This is a genomic window from Pseudomonas sp. G1002, from assembly GCF_013385455.1.
GTDB lineage: Bacteria > Pseudomonadota > Gammaproteobacteria > Pseudomonadales > Pseudomonadaceae > Aquipseudomonas.
Genome location: NZ_JACAPY010000016.1, coordinates 360,409 through 377,868, shown reverse-complemented (window position 1 = coordinate 377,868; position 17,460 = coordinate 360,409). Strand labels below are relative to the sequence as shown.

General features: G+C 60.1%; 17 protein-coding genes. 9 read left to right on the top strand and 8 right to left on the bottom strand.

Annotated features, from left to right (window positions below; genetic code table 11):
• The first annotated feature begins 329 nt into the window (after positions 1-329).
• Entirely contained in the window at positions 330-1,667 is a 1,338-nt protein-coding gene (gdhA, locus tag HX801_RS07940) for an NADP-specific glutamate dehydrogenase (RefSeq protein ID WP_003215835.1), read from the top strand.
• Here gdhA and HX801_RS07935 read toward each other — a convergent pair.
• The 4 genes from HX801_RS07935 to HX801_RS07920 form a co-directional block, all read right to left on the bottom strand.
• A complete protein-coding gene (locus HX801_RS07935) occupies positions 1,664-2,161 on the bottom strand; it encodes a GreA/GreB family elongation factor (RefSeq protein WP_177021861.1) in 498 nt (165 codons plus the stop codon). The genes gdhA and HX801_RS07935 overlap by 4 nt on opposite strands.
• Before the next feature lie 70 nt (positions 2,162-2,231).
• Positions 2,232-2,588 carry a hypothetical protein gene (locus HX801_RS07930; protein WP_177021860.1) on the bottom strand — a complete coding sequence of 119 codons (357 nt, stop codon included), beginning with the start codon at positions 2,586-2,588 and terminating at the stop codon, positions 2,232-2,234.
• 389 nt (positions 2,589-2,977) lie between these two features.
• Positions 2,978-4,831: a DUF4105 domain-containing protein gene (locus HX801_RS07925; protein ID WP_177021859.1), complete on the bottom strand. Its 1,854-nt coding sequence runs from the start codon at positions 4,829-4,831 to the stop codon at positions 2,978-2,980.
• A gap of 94 nt (positions 4,832-4,925) precedes the next feature.
• Positions 4,926-5,414: a DUF3015 domain-containing protein gene (locus HX801_RS07920; protein ID WP_003215845.1), complete on the bottom strand. Its 489-nt coding sequence runs from the start codon at positions 5,412-5,414 to the stop codon at positions 4,926-4,928.
• Between the two features lie 267 nt (positions 5,415-5,681).
• Between HX801_RS07920 and HX801_RS07915 the strand changes: the two genes are divergently transcribed.
• Positions 5,682-8,120, top strand: coding sequence for a Lon protease family protein (locus HX801_RS07915; protein ID WP_003215847.1), 2,439 nt, complete (start codon positions 5,682-5,684; stop codon positions 8,118-8,120).
• Between the two features lie 200 nt (positions 8,121-8,320).
• Positions 8,321-8,647, top strand: a complete 327-nt coding sequence (locus HX801_RS07910) for a hypothetical protein (protein WP_003215849.1) — start codon at positions 8,321-8,323, stop codon at positions 8,645-8,647.
• Between the two features lie 57 nt (positions 8,648-8,704).
• Here HX801_RS07910 and HX801_RS07905 read toward each other — a convergent pair whose 3' ends face one another.
• Complete coding sequence (locus HX801_RS07905; RefSeq protein WP_177021858.1) at positions 8,705-10,540, bottom strand: hypothetical protein; 1,836 nt, start codon at positions 10,538-10,540, stop codon at positions 8,705-8,707.
• 166 nt (positions 10,541-10,706) lie between these two features.
• Between HX801_RS07905 and HX801_RS07900 the strand changes: the two genes are divergently transcribed.
• Both HX801_RS07900 and HX801_RS07895 read left to right on the top strand, forming a co-directional pair.
• On the top strand, positions 10,707-11,195 hold the full coding sequence (locus HX801_RS07900) for a TIGR00645 family protein (RefSeq protein WP_177021857.1): 489 nt from the start codon (positions 10,707-10,709) through the stop codon (positions 11,193-11,195).
• Positions 11,196-11,308: 113 nt separating this feature from the next.
• Positions 11,309-11,926, top strand: coding sequence for an FKBP-type peptidyl-prolyl cis-trans isomerase (locus tag HX801_RS07895; protein WP_003215854.1), 618 nt, complete (start codon positions 11,309-11,311; stop codon positions 11,924-11,926).
• A 54-nt stretch (positions 11,927-11,980) separates the two neighbouring features.
• On the opposite strand, the gene HX801_RS07890 is transcribed toward HX801_RS07895, so the two are convergent.
• The 3 genes from HX801_RS07890 to HX801_RS07880 all read right to left on the bottom strand — a co-directional run bounded on the left by HX801_RS07890 (position 11,981) and on the right by HX801_RS07880 (position 13,933).
• Positions 11,981-12,238: a hypothetical protein gene (locus HX801_RS07890; RefSeq protein WP_003215856.1), complete on the bottom strand. Its 258-nt coding sequence runs from the start codon at positions 12,236-12,238 to the stop codon at positions 11,981-11,983.
• 197 nt (positions 12,239-12,435) lie between these two features.
• Positions 12,436-12,777 (bottom strand): zinc ribbon domain-containing protein YjdM, encoded by a 342-nt coding sequence (locus tag HX801_RS07885; protein WP_003215858.1) that lies wholly within the window; start codon positions 12,775-12,777, stop codon positions 12,436-12,438.
• Positions 12,778-12,964: 187 nt separating this feature from the next.
• The gene (locus HX801_RS07880) at positions 12,965-13,933 is read right to left on the bottom strand and encodes a polyprenyl synthetase family protein (protein ID WP_003215860.1); all 969 of its coding nucleotides are present in this window, start codon (positions 13,931-13,933) and stop codon (positions 12,965-12,967) included.
• A 239-nt stretch (positions 13,934-14,172) separates the two neighbouring features.
• On the opposite strand from HX801_RS07880, the gene rplU reads away from it, so the two are divergent.
• From rplU to proB, 4 genes are all read left to right on the top strand, one after another.
• Positions 14,173-14,487 (top strand): 50S ribosomal protein L21, encoded by a 315-nt coding sequence (gene rplU / locus HX801_RS07875; RefSeq protein ID WP_003176051.1) that lies wholly within the window; start codon positions 14,173-14,175, stop codon positions 14,485-14,487.
• Between the two features lie 34 nt (positions 14,488-14,521).
• On the top strand, positions 14,522-14,797 hold the full coding sequence (gene rpmA, locus HX801_RS07870; RefSeq protein ID WP_003215862.1) for a 50S ribosomal protein L27: 276 nt from the start codon (positions 14,522-14,524) through the stop codon (positions 14,795-14,797).
• A gap of 193 nt (positions 14,798-14,990) precedes the next feature.
• Positions 14,991-16,214, top strand: coding sequence for an Obg family GTPase CgtA (gene cgtA, locus HX801_RS07865; protein ID WP_003215864.1), 1,224 nt, complete (start codon positions 14,991-14,993; stop codon positions 16,212-16,214).
• Positions 16,215-16,337: 123 nt separating this feature from the next.
• Positions 16,338-17,456: a glutamate 5-kinase gene (proB, locus tag HX801_RS07860; RefSeq protein WP_003215866.1), complete on the top strand. Its 1,119-nt coding sequence runs from the start codon at positions 16,338-16,340 to the stop codon at positions 17,454-17,456.
• Positions 17,457-17,460: the final 4 nt, after the last annotated feature.

Sequence of the window (17,460 nt, the reverse complement as noted above, 5' to 3'; positions counted from 1 at the left end):
AAGCGGAGCCTTCGGGTTCCGCTTTTTTTTGCGTGTTTTCATGTGCACCGCGTCGTCTGCATCGCAGGCAAGCCAGCTCCCACAGTTGACCGCATTGTCATGGATGTACTGGACCAAATGTGGGAGCTGGCTTGCCTGCAATAGCGGATTAACTGTTGGTGCAAGGTCTGGATTGAAATCCTCATTAAGGTGCAAAAAACGCCTGTATTTATATCTAATGCACCATTTAAATTCACAAAAGCGACATTTTGCCCTGTCGCGGTGCGACATGAATTGATAAAGTCCGGGACAAATCTCCTTTAACGACAATAAATTTGCCGAGACTTTTCATGATCGAATCCGTTGAATCCTTCCTTGCCCGCCTCAAGAAACGCGACCCCGACCAGCCGGAATTCCACCAGGCCGTGGAAGAAGTCCTGCGCAGTTTGTGGCCGTTTCTTGAAGCCAATCCCCACTACCTGAACTCGGGCATCCTGGAGCGCATCTGCGAGCCGGAGCGTGCGATTGTGTTCCGGGTGTCGTGGGAAGATGACCAGGGCAAAGTACGGGTCAACCGCGGGTTCCGGATCCAGATGAACAGCGCCATCGGCCCTTATAAAGGTGGCCTGCGCTTCCACCCGTCGGTGAACCTGGGCGTGCTGAAATTTCTCGCCTTCGAACAAACCTTCAAGAACTCCCTGACCTCGCTGCCCATGGGCGGCGGCAAGGGCGGCTCGGACTTCGATCCCAAGGGTAAGAGCGACGCCGAGGTGATGCGTTTCTGCCAGGCGTTCATGAGCGAGCTGTATCGCCATATCGGCTCGGACGTGGACGTGCCCGCCGGTGATATTGGCGTGGGCGCCCGGGAGATCGGCTTCCTGTTCGGCCAGTACAAGCGCCTGAGCAACCAGTTCACCTCGGTGCTGACCGGCAAGGGCATGAGCTACGGCGGCAGCCTGATTCGCCCGGAGGCCACCGGTTTTGGCTGCGTGTACTTCGCTGAAGAAATGCTCAAGCGCAACGGCGAGCGGGTCGAAGGCAAGCGCGTGGCCATCTCCGGCTCCGGCAACGTCGCCCAGTACGCGGCGCGCAAGGTCATGGACCTGGGCGGCAAGGTGATTTCCTTGTCCGACTCCGAAGGCACTCTGTACTGCGAAAGCGGTTTGACCGAAGAACAATGGTCGGCACTGCTTGAACTGAAAAACGTACAGCGCGGCCGCATCAGCGAACTGGCATCGCGTTTCGGCCTGGAATTCCGCGCCGGCAAAGCACCATGGGAACTGGCCTGCGACATCGCGTTGCCCTGCGCCACCCAGAATGAACTGGACGCCGAAGCGGCGCGCACCCTGTTGCGCAATGGCTGCGTCTGCGTGGCCGAAGGCGCCAACATGCCGACCACCCTGGAGGCGGTGGATATCTTTATCGAGGCCGGCATCCTGTTCGCGCCGGGCAAGGCGTCCAATGCCGGCGGGGTGGCGGTGAGCGGGCTGGAGATGTCGCAGAACGCCATGCGCCTGCTGTGGACCGCCGGTGAAGTGGACAGCAAGCTGCACAACATCATGCAGTCGATCCACCATGCGTGCGTGCACTACGGCGAAGAGAACGGCCGGGTCAACTACGTGAAGGGCGCCAACATTGCAGGCTTCGTGAAGGTTGCGGATGCAATGCTGGCCCAGGGCATCGTTTAACCCTCGGGTTCGATGCGCAGGATTTCGATCAACTGATCACCGACGGGGCGCTTCCACAGCACCTCGTCGCCCACCTGTGCGCCCAGCAGAGCGCGGCCCAGTGGCGAACCCCAGTTGATCAGGCCCACCGTGGCGTCGGCCTGGTCTTCGCCCACTAACTGAATGCGCTGCTCTTCGTCCTGTTCGTTGGCAAAGGTCACCCAGCTGCCGATTTGCACCTTGTCGGTGGAGGTTGCCGGCGCCACCACCTGTGCGCTTTGCAGGCGCTGGTTGAAGTAACGCAAATCCCGCTCAAGGTCGGCCTGGCGCTGTTTATCGGCCTGCTCGCCCTTGGCGGATTCTTCGCTGTGCTCATGCTGCAACTGCGCGACCCTGGCCTGCAATTGTGCAAGTCCGCGGGCAGTGAGGTGATTGGGTTGCGCGCTGACCTGGCGTTCCACCGGTTGGCTGGCCTGGGCAGCGGCGCTGTCTTCGTTGACGAAAGCTCGACTCATGACGTTCTCCTGCTATGGAGTTTGGGCCATGGTCGCAGGGGTTAAGTTTCGCTGGATGTCTGGAAGCGACCTATTGCGAGCGAAAGGCCCTGGCAGCGTCGCGGTCTTTTTCCTGTTGCCAGGCGCGTTCGCGGTCGTCCCAGTGGCGATTCTTGTAGTCGTTCAGGTCTTCGTTCTCGCGCATGGCCTTGCATTGGCGAAAGCCATCATCCCAGCCTTCGGCGTAGGTGCGGTCTTTCAGGTAGCGCGGGACGTTCTTGCGAAATTCCCCGGTGATCACCCCGGCAGCCTGGCGGCCGCTGCTGCAACCGTCGTCATAGCCATCGGCGAAGGCGGGTGGATAACCCTTGGCCAGCAAATCCTCATGGATTGATTGGCAACCCGACAGCAGGGCCAACAGGCCCAGCACTACAGCGTACCGCCACATCGCTTGCTCCCTGGCCGTTGAACGGCTGATGGGGGAAGTGTAGGAGTGGATTCGTTCGGGGTATGTGAAACGGATGTGAGAAATCCGTGTGACGCTGCTGCTTCGGGCGATCACGCGTCCCCTGTGGCGAGGGAGCTTGCTCCCGCTGGGGCGCGAAGCGGCCCCTGTTCAGGGTATTGAGATATTCCAGAGAGGGTGAGGTGTCTGGTTTTGGGGCTGCTGCGCAGCCCCGCGGGAGCAAGCTCCTTATGGACTAATTAGAGATCGTTCCCACGCTCTGCGTGGGCATGCCGCTCTGGACGCTCTGCGTCCGCTTTTAAAGGTCGTGACGCAGAGCGTCACAGGATGCATTCCCACGCGGAGCGTGGGAACGATCTACGGCTCAGGGATTAATAGTGATACCACTTCACTTCCAGCATCACTTCGTTCACCGGTGTCGCGAGGTGGCTGTATTCCCGCTGCGCACTCAGTCTCAGCCCCAGGTTGCGCGACAATTCCCACTGTTGATTCAGGCTGATACTGCGCCGCACCTCGCCATTGGTGAAGAAGTCACCCTTGGCTTCCAGGCTCAGGTTGCCCAGCGGGTTGCGCCACAACACACCTGTATTGAACCCGGCAGCCGGGGAGATGGCTTCACCGAAGTCGCTGTTGTGCTCCACGCGCACCGTGCCGAGGGCGAAGCCAAGCATGTCGTCGCGCAGTTGCCAGGTGCCGCCCGCGCCACCGTTGACGTGGCTGACGAGTGTCTCGTCGTCATGCTTGCCCGGTACGCGCTCCAGGCCGCCGGTGACTTGCCACGACCACGGCTGCAGCAGCTCGTTGCGTGGGGTCAGTGAGCGGATGGTTGCCAGATCCAGTTGCTGCAATTGCCAATGGTTGCCTTCGTACTGGCGCAGTTTCATTTGCAGGATTTCAATCTGCGCGCCCAAGGGAAAGCCTTCGGCGTTGTCGTTCAGGTCGTGGTAGGCCATGCGCAGGCCGTATTCGCCGAAAGCCTTGTCGCCCCGGGTGCCGATGCCGGCTTGCCAGGTGCGGGATTCGTGGCCGTCTTCGGGCAGGCCGGGGCGTTCGATCTTCAGGTCCGGCGCCGGGTTCTGGTTGATCGCCCGCAGCAGTTCGAAGCTGCGCTGGGAGCGTTCGGTGTCGCGCTCCAGGCCGTTGGCGCGGTAGCGGCCAAGGCGGTAGGCGGCGTCGATGATCAGGGCCTGGCGGTCTTTGGCGATGGCCTTGAACGCCGGGTCCTGCAGTTGTTTCTGGTCGTCGCTGATCTTCAGCACCCATTGCTGCTCGTCGCTGTCCAGCGGCTTGGCGCGTTCCAGCAGCTCCCGTTCACGGGAAGGGCGGTAATCGATTTTCTCCACCAGGCCGGCTTCTTTCACGGCTTTTACCGTGTCGGTAGGGATCGCGGTCAGCGGGAATTGTTCGGTCAACCGCAGGCTTGGGCGGGCCACTTGCAGCAGTTCCAGCAGGCGATAGGAGCAGTTTTCGTCGAAGAAGAAGTAGTCGAACTGGATCTGCTTGAGTTCCCACACGTGCTCGACCATGCGCTCGGTCTCGACCTGGGTCAGGTTCAGGCGGTATTCCCACAGGTCGCGGTTCTCCAGGCTACGGTATTCCGAGAGTTTTTCCTGGTAGGGCACCAGCGCGAACAGGCCCGGGTAGCCGCCCATCAGGCCCTTCCAGGCGTAGAGGATGCTGTTGTCCGAGCCTTCGATATAGGCACCGAAGTTGATCGCGTAGCTGAGCAGGGCGGTGTTGTTGCTCTGCACGTCAGCCTGGTCGATGCGCAGCAGGGTATGGCCGAACATTGATGACGGGCTGTTGAGGTAGGCCGCCGGGAAGATCATCACCGCGCTGTGGGGGGCGACGTCCTTGAACCATTGCTTGAACTCCTTGCAGTCCAGCGGCGGCAAGTCGCTCAGGTGCAACTGGTCCTTGAGCCAGCGTGTACGTGCCGGGTAAACGCATTGGGCGTGCTTTTCGCCGAGGCTGGCCGGGGCATACAGCGCCTCGACAGTGGCCTTCAGCTCCTGGTCCGGATGGTGGGCGCCATCGGGAGCGAGGAAGAATTTCTTGTCGCTGACATAGCTGCGCCAGCCTTTGAACTTGCCGGATTCGTAGTGCCCCAGCGAAAGCCAGAACGGGTCGTTGGCCAGTTGCTGCAAACGTTGATCATCAAGGTGCGGCGCCGCATACAGCGGGGCGCAGGCGAAGAGTGCCAGGTAGGCAAGGCGTTTGAGCATGTGGGCAACTTAAGTCGAGATAAAAAGACCCAAAGGGGAGGCAGGTCCAAAAATAATAAAAACCCGTGCCTCGAAAGGCACGGGCGGGTCGAGCTTAAGCCTGGGTAGCGTATTTCGCCAGACGGGTGTCGCTTTTCAGTACAGCCAGGGTGTTGTTGTGCACGTCATCAGCGGTTACGTCAGCCTTGCTGAAGATTTGCTGGAAGTGCTCGTGAGTCACAGCGGCAAAGTGCTCGCGATCTTCAGGAGCAACGCCCAGTACTACAGCGTAGGTAGTCAGCGCTTCGCCGTTACCCTTGGCCATGTCTTCGGACAGCTCGTTCATCATGCCATTCATGGCAATCCACGATTTGCCACCGTAGGTCAGTGCGCTGTTGGTGCTGCAGCCGTTGGTGCCCGAGGTCATGCCGAACGTGGCGTTACCCGAGGTACCGTTGGTGGTGGAGGCCAGGAAGTGAGCCGGAGTGCCGCGTTGGCCTTCGAACAACATGTTGCCCCAACCGCAGTTCGGGCCACCTGGCGCTTCTGCCATTGCATTGAGGGAGACGACGGTGAAGAGAGTACCGAGAAGGATCCGTTTCATAGCTTTGTTCTCTTTGTGTGCAAACCAATGGACAAGGGTTCAGGTGCCTGACAGCACCCTAGGGGTCGGTTATTAGTCCAACCCGCAGCAGGTTGGAGTTTAGGCATGATCCAAGGGTTCCGTGACTTTTTATGAAACAAGCCGGAAACACTCGGTTTTTTTACAGCCCCGAACACGGGTCTATGCTTTCCCCAAGCCGTCCTTGCCAGCCGGCCCAACCCGGCGCCAGAATGCCGTCATCTGCCCCGCCTGATGTAAGGAAGCCCGATGCCTGATCCTGTTGCTGCCAGCTTGCGTCTAGCGCCCGAAGCGCTGACTCGTCCTTTTTCCGCTGAACAGTTCAGCTTCTCGACCACCAATGATTTGGAGCCCTTTCGCGGTGTGCTTGGCCAGGAACGTGCGGTCGAAGCCTTGCAGTTTGGTGTGGCCATGCCACGCCCCGGTTACAACGTATTTGTGATGGGCGAGCCCGGTACCGGGCGCTTTTCGTTCGTCAAACGCTACCTCAAGGCCGAAGGCAAGCGCCTGCAGACCCCGGCCGACTGGGTCTACGTCAATAATTTCGATGAGCCTCGCGAACCCCGCGCGCTGGAACTGCCTGCGGGTGGTGCTGCCGCGTTCATCTCCGATATCAACGGCCTGATCGACAACCTGGTCGCGACCTTCCCGGCGGTGTTTGAACACCCGACGTATCAACAGCGCAAAAGCGCCATCGACCGTGCCTTCAACCAGCGTTACGACCGTGCCCTGGACGTCATCGAGCGCCTGGCCCTGGAAAAAGACGTGGCGCTGTACCGTGACAGCACCAACATTGCGTTTACCCCGATGCTCGACGGCAAGGCCCTGGACGAGGCCGAGTTCTCGCAGTTGCCCGAAGCCGACCGCGAGCGTTTCCACACCGATATTTCCGAACTGGAAGAACGCCTCAACGAAGAACTCGCCAGCCTGCCCCAGTGGAAGCGCGAGTCCAATAACCAGATGCGCCAGTTCAACGAAGAAACCATCACGCTGGCCTTGCAGCCACTGCTGGCGCCGTTGTCCGAAAAATATGCGGAGAACGCGGCCGTCTGCGGCTACTTGCAGGCGATGCAGGTCTACCTGCTGAAAACCGTGGTCGAGCAGTTGGTGGACGACGCGAAAACCGACGCCCAGGCCCGCAAGTTGCTGGAAGAACAGTACTGCCCGAGCCTGGTGGTGGGGCATCCGATCAACGGTGGCGCCCCGGTGGTCTTCGAGCCGCATCCGACCTACGACAACCTGTTCGGTCGTATTGAATACAGCACCGACCAGGGCGCGCTCTACACCACCTATCGCCAATTGCGTCCGGGTGCGCTGCACCGTGCCAACGGTGGTTTCCTGATCCTTGAAGCCGAAAAGATGCTCAGCGAGCCGTTCGTATGGGATGCCCTCAAGCGTGCCTTGCAATCGCGCAAGCTGAAGATGGAATCACCGCTGGGCGAACTGGGCCGCCTGGCCACGGTGACCCTCAACCCGCAAGTGATCCCGTTGCAACTCAAGGTGATCATCATCGGCTCCCGCCAGTTGTACTACGCGTTGCAGGACGCGGATCCGGACTTCCAGGAGATGTTCCGGGTACTGGTGGATTTTGACGAAGACATCCCGATGGTGGATGAAAGCCTGGAGCAGTTCGCCCAGTTGCTGAAAACCCGCACCTCGGAAGAAGGCATGGCGCCGTTGACCTCCGATGCGGTGGCGCGGCTGGCGACCTACAGCGCGCGGTTGGCGGAGAACCAGGGCCGCTTGTCGGCGCGTATCGGTGACTTGTTCCAGCTCGTCAGCGAGGCGGACTTCATTCGTCACCTGGCCGGTGATGAGCGCACCGACTCCGGGCACATCGAGCGCGCACTCAAGGCCAAGGCCACGCGCACCGGGCGGGTGTCGGCGCGGATTCTCGACGACATGCTCGCCGGGGTGATCCTGATCGACACCGCCGGCGCGGCGGTGGGCAAGTGCAACGGGCTGACGGTGCTGGAGGTGGGTGACTCCGCGTTCGGTGTGCCGGCGCGGATTTCTGCCACGGTGTACCCGGGCGGCAGCGGCATCGTCGATATCGAGCGTGAAGTTAACCTCGGCCAGCCGATTCACTCCAAGGGCGTGATGATCCTCACCGGTTACCTGGGCAGCCGTTATGCCCAGGAATTCCCGTTGGCGATCTCGGCGAGTATCGCCCTTGAGCAGTCCTACGGCTATGTCGACGGCGACAGCGCGTCCCTGGGCGAAGCCTGCACCTTGATCTCGGCCCTGTCGAAGACGCCGCTCAAGCAGTGCTTTGCCATCACCGGCTCGATCAACCAGTTTGGTGAGGTGCAGGCGGTCGGCGGGGTCAACGAGAAGATCGAAGGTTTCTTCCGTCTTTGCGAGGCCCGCGGGCTGACCGGCGAGCAGGGGGCGATCATTCCCCAGGCCAACGTCGCGACACTGATGCTCGATGAGAAGGTGTTGCAGGCCGTGCGGCAGGGGCAATTCCACGTCTATGCCGTGCGTCAGGCCGACGAGGCCTTGAGCCTGCTGGTGGGTGAGCCTGCGGGTTCGCCCGACGAAGAGGGGCAATTCCCCGAAGGCAGCGTCAATGCGCGGGTGGTGGAGCGTCTGCGGGCAATCGCCGAGATGATCAGTGAAGATGACCTGAAGGAAGCCGAGAAGGAGTTGGCGCAGGAAGCACTGGCTGAGACCAAGCCGGTGTAATCAATGCCGAAGGGGCCTGGTTCCAGGTCCCTTCGGCATATTTTTGACGCCGTCGTGACGGCAGTCGTCCGTTGGTCCCCCAGCCTTGGTTTGTACCGGGTTTCTTCTATTCTCAGCTCAAGGGATAGCCACAGGAGTCGCTGGATAGAAACAGTCTTGCCCTGCGAGGCTGAATACCGGATCTACCGAGGGTCGCCGCCATGTCGCGCAACCTCTGCCTCACCCGCCAGTGCCTGGGCCTGGTCACCCGTATCGAATGTTCCATTCGCCCTCTCGCGGGGGATACCGGGATGTGGACCTTGTTGTTTGCCGCCGGAATGACCGGCGAACAACCCTCCACCATCAAGTCCCAAGGCCCGTTCCACGGACCTTTCGTGGCACAAACCATCCTCGATTCGATTGTTGAAAGCCTGACCCTGCACGGGTACGAGCTGGCTGACGACCCGCAGATCTGGTGCCTGCACCTGCAGGCGCACTTGCGACAACTCAACGGTGGGCGGCAGACGGTGCTAAGCGATATCCGCTGACCGCACTCCCCCCGTAGCAGCTGGCGCTCGACAGCTGCTACGGGGGCGGGAGAGGGGCTATGGCTTGGGGGCAGGGGCCGCCTCGGGTTTGTCCAGCTTCACCTCAAACCCATACTGCACCGTGTCCAGGCCGGTGCGCTGGTAGGTTTCCAATGTCGTCGGCTGGCCGTAGAAGTAATGCACGTCGAACAGCGCCGTGCCGTATTCCTCGGCGCGGTGGCTGACGCCGAGAATTTCCTTCAGGTAGTTGCCGCTGGCGTCCTTGGCAAAGAACCGCCAGCTGTCAGAGGGGAACAGCTTCTGGTCGACAATCAGCGCGTTGTCCTTCAGCTCCAGGCCCTTGGGCAGTTGCCCGGCAGTGAGGCTGCCTTTCTCGATGGTCGCCAGGAACAGCGGCATCGATCCGACGGCAAACCCCGGGTTTTCAGGGAACAGGTTCAGGTCATAGGTGATGGTGCCGCGCCCCGGGTCGACCTCGTAGGCTTCAGCGGGCAGTTCGATCGGCTCGCCAAGCTTGCCTTCGTCGTTGGCGGTGAGGAACGTCACCGGGGCATCGCCGCCGCCGCGGTCCTCGCCCAGCAGGTCGTCGTTGAAGGTGTAGGGGTGATCGAACTCAACGTGCGCCGCACTGGCGTCATCCACCGACTGGTTGATGGTGACGCTTTTCTTCAGTTGGTCTTCGGACAGGGTGGCGCCCTTGAGCCAATCCGCGGCCTGGTCGTCATACACGGTGACGGGCATCGGCAACGGCTGTACGGTTTTTTCCAGGCTGTTCTTGTCGAAGCGCCGTACGGGCAGGTCCAGGTCCTTGCGGGTCACCGTGGCCTGGGAAAAGTCGAGCACGCTGACTTGCACATTGTCGATCAGGCCATTGAAGTACACCTTGGTGTAGTGGCTGTTCTGCTTGAGCTCGAAGGCTTTCTGCTCGTCTTCCAGCTGTTTCTCGAAGGCGTCGGACCAGCCCTTCTGCTTCTGCATTTCGGCCAGTTGCTTCTCGTAGAACGCCAGTTGCGCGGCGTTTTCGTTGATCGAGCCCGAGCGCGAGAGAAATTGCCCGGTGGTGTCACGAGCCTGCACCAGCAACGGGTTCGGCGATTCGTCCGCGACTTCCGGCGCCAGCGGGGCGCTGTTGGTCAGTTCGATCTCGGCGTAGTTCTTTTCCAGGGCCAGCAGGGTGACGGTGACGTTTTCTTCGGTGCGCTTGCGGCCCACGTCCTTTTTCGACAAGTCGAAGGTGAAGACTTTACGCGGGGCAATCACTTCCACCTTGCCCTTGAGGGTGACGGGCTGCGGCTGGCTTTTGTTCTCCGTCTCGACGCCTTCGACGAACGGGTAGGTCACCGTCAGGTCATCGGGGTTGGTCAGGTTGGAACTGGTGGGGCTCAACTGGATGCCCGGGTCGGTTTCCGACCATTCCGGCTGGAACGGGATGACCTTGTTGTTGCTCAGGGTCACCGACTGCCATTCCAGGCCGTGTGGGAAGGGGAACTGGTCGGGCATGTTGAAGTTGAACGGGAAGATCGGCTGCAGGTCCGTCAGGTAGTCCGAATGGGACGCCTTGCGCAGGACAAACAGGCCATTGATGTAGGTATCGACCAGGGCCTGCGGCGTAGGGTAATGCTTGAGCAGCGCCAGGGCGTCTTCGCTGTACTCGGCCTCGATGGGCTTGGTGGCGAGCTTGGCCCGTGCCCGTTCCAGCAACAGCAGCGAGCCTCCAAGCTCGGACACGGCGTCCTTGAGCTTGGGGTCCTGGATGGCGTCCAGGGATTGTTCGAACTTGGCGGTTTTCTCTTCGAGACTGGCTTGCTTGTGTTCATCGCTTGGGGAACAACCGCTGCCCATCAGCAACGCCGCACACAGGCCAAGGCTGGCCAAAGGGGATCGCACATCCATTATCTGAGTTTTCCTGTCCGACATCATCGAGCCGAGTTGATGAGCTCGACACTAGCAGAAAAATTCCTTAACAGATGCCGTACAGATCAGTTTTCTCGACGGTTTCTGGGGTTTGGGTGCGGCTGGTATACTCGCCGCCATTTTTAGCCAAGCTGTGTGAGATTCAATGGAACGCTTTATCGAAAATGCAATGTATGCCTCACGCTGGCTGTTGGCGCCGATCTATTTCGGGCTGTCCCTGGGGCTGCTGGCGCTGGGCCTGAAGTTCTTCCAGGAAGTGTTTCATGTGATTCCCATCGTGTTCACCATGAGCGAGTCGGACGTGATCCTGGTGCTGCTGTCGTTGATCGACATGGCCCTGGTGGGCGGCCTGCTGGTGATGGTGATGATCAGCGGCTACGAGAACTTCGTCTCCCAGCTGGACATCGACGAAAGCAAGGAGAAGCTCAACTGGCTGGGGACCATGGACTCCTCGTCGCTGAAGATGAAGGTCGCGGCGTCCATCGTGGCGATTTCGTCGATCCATCTGCTGCGGGTCTTCATGGACGCCAGGAACGTCGATCCCGAGCACCTGAAATGGTACGTGATCATTCACATGACCTTCGTGGTGTCGGCGTTTGCCATGGGCTACCTGGACAAGGTTACCAAGCATTAATCAGCCCCTGGCGCTCTCCTGCGCGGGGCTCATCAAGGGCGTGGCTTGTGTGCTAGTCTGCTCGCCCTTTTAGTTTGGACGGCACCTGTGTCGTCCTACAGCGGAGCCTTTCCATGTCCGAAGTTAATCTGTCCACCGACGAAACCCGCGTGAGCTACGGCATTGGCCGTCAGTTGGGCGACCAGCTGCGCGACAACCCGCCACCGGGCGTGAGCCTGGACGCGATCCTGGCTGGCCTGACCGACGCTTTTGCCGGCAAGCCTAGCCGTGTGGACCAGGAGCAAATGGCCGCCAGCTTCAAGGTCATCCGCGAAATCATGCAAGCCGAAGCCGCTGCAAAGGCTGAAGCTGCTGCTGGCGAAGGCCTGGCTTTCCTGGCTGAAAACGCCAAGCGTGACGGCATCACCACCCTGGCTTCCGGCCTGCAATTTGAAGTGCTGACTGCAGGTAGCGGCGCCAAGCCGACCCGTGAAGACCAGGTGCGTACTCACTACCACGGCACCCTGATCGACGGCACTGTGTTCGACAGCTCCTACGAGCGCGGCCAGCCTGCGGAATTCCCGGTTGGCGGCGTGATCGCCGGCTGGACCGAAGCCCTGCAACTGATGAATGCCGGCAGCAAATGGCGCCTGTACGTGCCGAGCGAACTGGCTTACGGCGCTCAAGGCGTTGGCAGCATCCCGCCACACAGCGTTCTGGTGTTTGACGTCGAGCTGCTCGACGTTCTGTAAGACCTTACCTGCAGGAGCGAGCCTGCTCGCTCCTGCAGTGTTTTGCGCGGTTGCTCATGGATGAAACTTGCCATTGAGATCCGTCACCGGGCGCAACGCTCGGGCATAGCAGAACAGAAACAGATTTCTCACCACTTCCTTCAGCACCCCGGGCTCACTGGAACTCAGGCCATTGACGTCCAGGTCGCCCTGATCCTGCAGTTCGCTTAACGCCTCTTCTTCCAGCACCGCGCAGACTTCCCCGGTTTCCCGATGGAGGATTCGCAGGTAAGGGTGTGGACGGTCCAGCCAGGCATCGATCAAATAAGTCATGGGAAGTATCTCCTTGATGGGTTTCAATGAGAATAATTCTTATTCGTAGAATAGCAAGTCCCTATTGGCCATTTCCGGACTTTTCTGTGTGGATATTGTTTTTGATCAAAAGGCCTGGCCTTTTGCCGCCAGTGCGGAACTGACGCGGGGAGGGTGAAGCGCCATCCCGTGCAGGGCACGGGATGGAGGCAGCATATTCAGACCTTGCGGACGAACTCGGACTTGAGTTTCATCGGGCCGATACCGTCGATCTTGCAGTCGATATCGTGGTCGCCATCGCACAGGCGGATGTTCTTGACCTTGGTGCCGACCTTGACCACCAGGGACGTGCCCTTGACCTTGAGGTCCTTGATCACGGTGATGGTGTCGCCGTCCTGCAGGACGTTGCCCACAGAGTCTTTCTTCACGGATTCATCGCTGGCCGCCTCGGCTTCGCCGCCGACGGCCCACTCATGGGCGCATTCCGGGCAAATCAGCTGGGCGCCATCTTCGTAGGTGTATTCGGAATTGCATTTCGGGCAGGGTGGCAACGTGCTCACTAAAGCTCCTTGGTTTCAGGATGGCTAAAAAGCGCACATTGTATAGGGTTTTAGCCGGGCAGGGGGCAGCAACGCCAGAGAACGCTGTGGGAGCTGGCTTGCCTGCGATGCAGGCACCTCGGTTTGTCTGTTACACCGCGGTGATGCAATCGCAGGCAAGCCAGCTCCTACATGGAGCAGAGCAGAATCAGTGAGTACGGGCGACCGCGAACTCACTCAGCTCAACCAGGGCGTCCCGGTATTCGCTGGCTGGAAGGGCTTCCAGGCATTGGATCGCGCGAGCCACGTAGTCACGGGCCAGTTGCGCGGTGTATTCGAGGGAACCCGAGGCTTCCACGGCTTCGCGGATGCTTTCCAGGTCTTCGATCCCGCCTTTCTGGATCGCCTTGCGCACCAGGGCGGCCTGTTCCGGCGTGCCTTCGCGCATGGTGTAGATCAGTGGCAAGGTCGGCTTGCCCTCGGCCAGGTCGTCACCGACGTTCTTGCCCAGGGTTTCGGCGTCGCCGCGATAGTCCAGCAGGTCGTCCACGAGCTGGAAGGCCACGCCCAGGTGATCGCCGAACGTGCGCAGGGCTTCGCTCTGCTCGGGCGTTGCTTCGCACAGGGCGGCGGCGCTATGGGTCGAGGCTTCGAAGAGCATCGCGGTTTTGCCGCGAATCACTTCCATGTAGGTTTCTTCGGTGGTGCTGGCGTCGCGAACCTTCGACAGCTGCAACACTTCGCCTTCGGCGATGATGCGCGTGGCCTGTGAAAGAATCTTCATCACCGGCATCGAGCCCAGCTCGACCATCATTTCGAACGAGCGCGAGTACAGGAAGTCGCCCACCAGCACGCTCGGCGCATTGCCCCACATCGCGTTGGCCGTCTCGCGACCACGGCGCATGCCGGACATGTCGACCACGTCATCGTGCAGCAGGGTGGCGGTGTGCAGGAACTCGATGGTCGCGGCCAGCAGGCGCAGGTCATCGCCTTCGCGGCCCAGGGCCTTGCCACACAGCAACACTAATAAAGGACGCAGGCGTTTACCGCCGGCCGACGTAATGTAGTCGCCAATTTTGGAGACCAGCGGCACTTTAGAAGTCAGCTGCTTCTTGATGATGCCGTCGACGGCGCTAAAATCGTCCGCCACCGCGCGGTAGAAAGCTTGGGGTTGCATCAGCGACAGTCGCTCCAGAAGGGTTGCGCGGCATGCTAGGACCCGCGTCCCGTAGTGTCAAGGCGCGATAGACGGCTACTTGCAACACCTCCATAGCTTGCGTACAATCGCGCACCCTGAACTTCCTGGGCAGCACCTGCCTTACGCAATTGCATTCGGGACGTCCATCCCATGCAGCCATGCCAGCCAATACCTCTTCTTATAAAGCGCTGGGTGAGCAGGATTATCGGAGAAATACCATGTCGTACGCAGTAATTGTTACTGGTGGCAAGCAATACAAGGTCGCCCCAGGTGAATACCTGAAGATCGAGAAGCTGGAAATCGCTACTGGCGAATCCGTTACTTTTGATCGCGTTCTGTTGGTCGCCAATGGCGATGACGTGAACATCGGCGCTCCAGTTGTTGCAGGCGCTACCGTTGTGGCTGAAGTGATCTCCCAAGGTCGTCACGATAAAGTCCGCATCATCAAGTTCCGTCGTCGTAAGCACCACATGAAGCGTATGGGCCACCGCCAGTGGTACACCGAGATCAAAATCACCGGTATTCAGGCTTAATTTCAGCCTAATTCCTCACTAGGAGAATTGACTCATGGCACACAAAAAAGCTGGTGGTAGTACCCGTAACGGTCGCGACTCAGAAGCCAAACGCCTTGGCGTGAAGATGTATGGCGGCCAGGTTATCATTCCGGGCAACATCATCGTGCGTCAGCGCGGCACCCAATTCCACGCCGGTTACGGTGTTGGCATGGGTAAAGATCACACTCTGTTCGCTAAAATCGACGGCGTGATCAAGTTTGAAGTAAAAGGCGCTTTCAACCGCCGTTACGTGAGCATTGTCCCGAAGACTGAAGTCGTCGCGGCATAATTACGTAGTTGCTGGAAAAGCCCTGTCTCGCGACGGGGCTTTTTCGTTTGTGGGGTGAGTCTCTTGCAAAGCTGTTTGTGATGGGCGAAAGCAGTGGATTTGCGGTCGTTGCTTGAGGTCGCTGCGCTCATTTTTGCAAGAGTCTTATGTCTTGGTTTCTTAAGCTCGTCCGTGCGACGAGAGGCGTTTTGTTATGAAGTTCGTTGATGAAGTTTCGATCCGAGTAAAAGCTGGCGACGGCGGTAACGGTTGCATGAGTTTCCGTCGGGAAAAATTCATCGAAAACGGTGGTCCTAACGGTGGTGATGGTGGTGATGGCGGCTCGGTCTACATGATCGCCGACGAAAACCTCAACACCCTGGTGGACTACCGTTACACCCGGCACTTTGATGCCGAGCGTGGCTCCAACGGCGGCAGCACTGACTGCACCGGTAAAAAAGGCGAAGAGTTGGTGTTGCGGGTTCCGGTTGGTACCACCGTGATCGACTCCGCAACCCAGGAAGTCATTGGTGACCTGACCAAAGCCGGTCAGCGCCTGCTGGTGGCTCATGGCGGCTGGCACGGTCTGGGTAACACCCGTTTCAAGTCCAGTACCAACCGTGCGCCACGCCAGACCACGCCGGGCAAGCCAGGCGAGCAGCGTGACCTGAAGCTGGAAATGAAGGTGCTGGCTGACGTGGGCCTGCTGGGTCTGCCGAATGCCGGCAAAAGTACGTTCATTCGCTCGGTGTCTGCTGCCAAGCCGAAAGTCGCCGATTACCCGTTCACTACCCTGGTGCCGAACCTGGGTGTGGTCAGCGTCGACCGCTGGAAAAGCTTCGTGGTTGCGGACATTCCGGGCCTGATCGAAGGCGCTTCCGACGGCGCAGGCCTGGGGATCCGTTTCCTCAAGCACTTGTCCCGCACCCGTTTGCTGCTGCACCTCGTCGACATGGCGCCGCTGGATGACACCAGTGCACCGGACGCTGCTGAAGTGATCGTCAGCGAGCTGACCAAGTTCAGCCCGTCCCTGGCTGAGCGTGATCGCTGGTTGGTGCTGAACAAGTGCGACCAGATCCTCGAGGAAGAGCACGAAGAGCGCGTCAAGGAGATCGTTGATCGCCTGGAATGGACCGGTCCGGTCTACGTGATCTCGGCCATTGCCAAAGAAGGCACTGAGCGCCTGACTCGCGACATCATGCGTTACCTCGAAGACCGTGCCGATCGCCTGGCCGCCGACCCTGTCTACAAGGCCGAGCTGGCTGAACTGGATCAGCGCATCGAAGACGAGGCTCGTGCCCAGTTGCAGGCGCTGGATGATCAGCGTGCCCTGCGTCGCAGTGGCGTCAAGTCGGTCCATGATATCGGTGACGATGATTGGGACGAGGAAGACGTGGATGATGAAGATGGTCCGGAAATCATTTACGTGCGCGACTGATTCGTTGCAGTAAACTTAAGCGCCGCTCAATCGAGCGGCGTTTTGGTATCTGGAAATCGGTAGTCACGAATAACGTTATGGGCGGCGCTGGGTCGCGCGGCCCTCTATCTAAGGTTGAAGATGATGCGGAGCAAGGTGACAGGTGCGCAGCGTTGGGTCGTTAAGATCGGTAGCGCGCTGCTGACGGCGGATGGCAAGGGGCTGGATCGTGCGGCCATGAGTGTCTGGGTGGACCAGATGGTGGCCTTGCATGAGGCCGGCGTCGAGTTGGTGTTGGTGTCGTCCGGGGCGGTTGCCGCCGGCATGAGCCGCCTTGGCTGGACCGCGCGACCCAGCGCGATGCACGAGCTGCAAGCCGCTGCTGCCATTGGTCAGATGGGCCTGGTGCAGGCCTGGGAGTCCAGCTTTGCCGAGCACGGGCGCCACACGGCGCAGATTCTGCTGACCCATGACGACTTGTCCGACCGCAAGCGCTACCTGAACGCCCGCAGCACCCTGCGTGCCCTGGTTGAACTCAAGGTGATCCCGGTGATCAACGAGAATGACACCGTGGTGACCGACGAGATTCGCTTCGGTGACAACGACACCCTGGCAGCGCTGGTGGCCAACCTGGTTGAGGCTGATTTGCTGGTGATCCTCACGGATCGCGACGGCATGTTCGACGCTGACCCGCGCAATAACCCTGAGGCCCAGCTGATTTACGAAGCGCGTGCCGATGATCCGGCGCTGGATGCGGTGGCTGGCAGTGTCGGCGGTGCCCTGGGGCGTGGCGGCATGCAGACCAAGCTGCGTGCGGCACGGCTGGCGGCGCGTTCCGGCGCGCATACCATCATCGTTGGCGGTCGGATTGAGCGGGTGCTGGATCGTCTCAAGGCGGGCGAGCGCATCGGTACGCTGCTGTCGCCTGAGCGTGGCATGCTGGCGGCGCGCAAGCAGTGGCTGGCGGGGCATCTTCAGACGCGCGGTACCCTGGTGTTGGATGCTGGTGCGGTTTCAGCGTTGTCCCAAGGCAACAAAAGCTTGCTGCCGGTGGGTGTAAAACTGGTCCAGGGCAGCTTCCGCCGTGGCGAAATGGTGGTGTGCGTGGCGCCGGACGGTCGTGAGATTGCCCGTGGCCTTGCCAACTACAGCGCCCTTGAGGCGCAGAAAATCATCGGGCAGTCGTCTGAGGCGATTGTCGGTCTGTTGGGTTACATGGCTGAGCCGGAGCTGGTTCACCGGGATAACCTGATTCTGGTTTAAGTAA